Genomic DNA, 1,667 nt, shown 5'->3' on the forward strand with positions numbered 1-1,667 from the left:
CATGGACGGTGCCAAGTGAGTCCCACCGTCACGTACCTGCTCCTGCTCGCCCTCGGCCTCGTCGCGGGCGCCATCCTCGGGAACTACCTCCTCCGCAAGCGCGAACGCGACGCGGAGGCGGAGGCGGAGAAGCGCGTGGCGCAGCGCCTGGCGGACGCCGAACGCGAGGCCCGCACCATCACCGAGCAGGCCTCGAAGGCGATGGAGGCAGAACTCGCCAAGGCCCGGCGGCACTGGGAGGAGGACGAGGCCGCCAAGCGGCGGCGCCTCGAGGACGAGCTCAGGCACCTGCGGGAGACCGCCAAGGCGGAGGCCGAACGGGGCCTCGCCGAGATCGAGCGCGACCGCGTCACAGCGCGCGAGGCGCGCGACGAGGCGCGCCGCGACCGGGAGCGCCTGGAGCAGCAGGAGGAGCGCCTCAACCGCCGGAGCGAGCAGCAGGACGCCCGGGCGCTGCGCCTCGACGAGGCGGAGGAACGCCTCAACCAGCGCGTTGCCGAGGTCGTGACGCGCGAGGAGGGCATCGACACGCGCGAGGCGGCCGTCGAGGCGCAGCTTCACGAGATCGCGCAGCTGAGCCGCGAGCAGGCGACGCAACTGATCCTCGACAAGCTCGAGCGCGAACTCGAGCGCGAGAAGGCGGTGCGCGTCCGGGCCACCCTCGAGCGCGCCGACGCCGAGTCGCGCAAGCGGTCGCAGGACATCCTCGCGCAGGCCATCCAGCGCTCCGCCTCGGAGGTCTCGGCCGCCATCAGCGTCTCGGTCGTGCCCATCCCCAGCGACGCCATGAAGGGCCGCATCATCGGACGCGAGGGGCGCAACATCCGCGCCTTCGAGGCGCTCACGGGCGTGGACCTCATCATCGACGACACGCCGGAGGCCGTCCTGCTCTCCAGCTTCAACCCCATCCGGCGCGAGGTGGCTCAGCTGGCGCTCACCGAGCTCGTGACGGACGGGCGGATCCACCCGGCGCGCATCGAGGAGGTCGTCCACAAGGCCCAGCAGGAGATGCAGACCTACATCAGGGAGCGCGGCGACGAGGCGGCGCTCGAAGCCAACGTGGTGGGCCTCAAGCCGGGGCTGATCCAGCTCCTCGGCCGCATGCAGTTCCGAACCAGCTACGGCCAGAACATACTCAAGCACTCGGTGCAGGTGGCGCACCTGTCGGGGATCATCGCGGCCGAGCTCGGCGTGGACGAGGCGATGGCCCGCCGCGCGGGGCTGCTCCACGACATCGGCAAGTCGATCGACCGGGAGATCGAGGGGACCCACACCGAGATCGGGGCGAACCTCGGGCGGCGCTTCGGCGAGCCGAAGGAAGTCGTCGACGCCATCGCGAACCATCACGACCTGGACCAGGCGGAGACGCTCTTCCCCATCATCGTCAACGCCGCCGACGCCATCTCCGCCGCCCGGCCGGGCGCGCGGCGCGAGACGCTCGAGAGTTACATCAAGCGCCTCGAGGGGCTCGAGAGCATCGCGACCAGCTTCCCGGGCGTGGACAGCGCCTTCGCCATCCAGGCCGGCCGAGAGCTGCGCATCATCGTGCAGCCCGAGCGCGTCGACGACGCCTCGGCCGTCCTGTTGGCGCGCGACATCGCGAACCGTATCGAGCAGGACATGGAGTACCCGGGCCAGGTGCAGGTGACGGTCGTGCGGGAGTCGCG

At 71.3% G+C, this 1,667-nt stretch carries 1 protein-coding gene; it reads left to right on the forward strand.

Going from position 1 to position 1,667, the window contains the following annotated elements:
• Positions 1 to 15: 15 nt before the first annotated feature.
• Positions 16 to 1,667 (forward strand): ribonuclease Y (gene rny / locus H3C53_02545; protein ID MBW7915556.1); only part of this gene is annotated, 1,652 nt, incomplete at its 3' end.

The organism is Trueperaceae bacterium (genome assembly GCA_019454765.1).
GTDB lineage: Bacteria > Deinococcota > Deinococci > Deinococcales > Trueperaceae > JAAYYF01.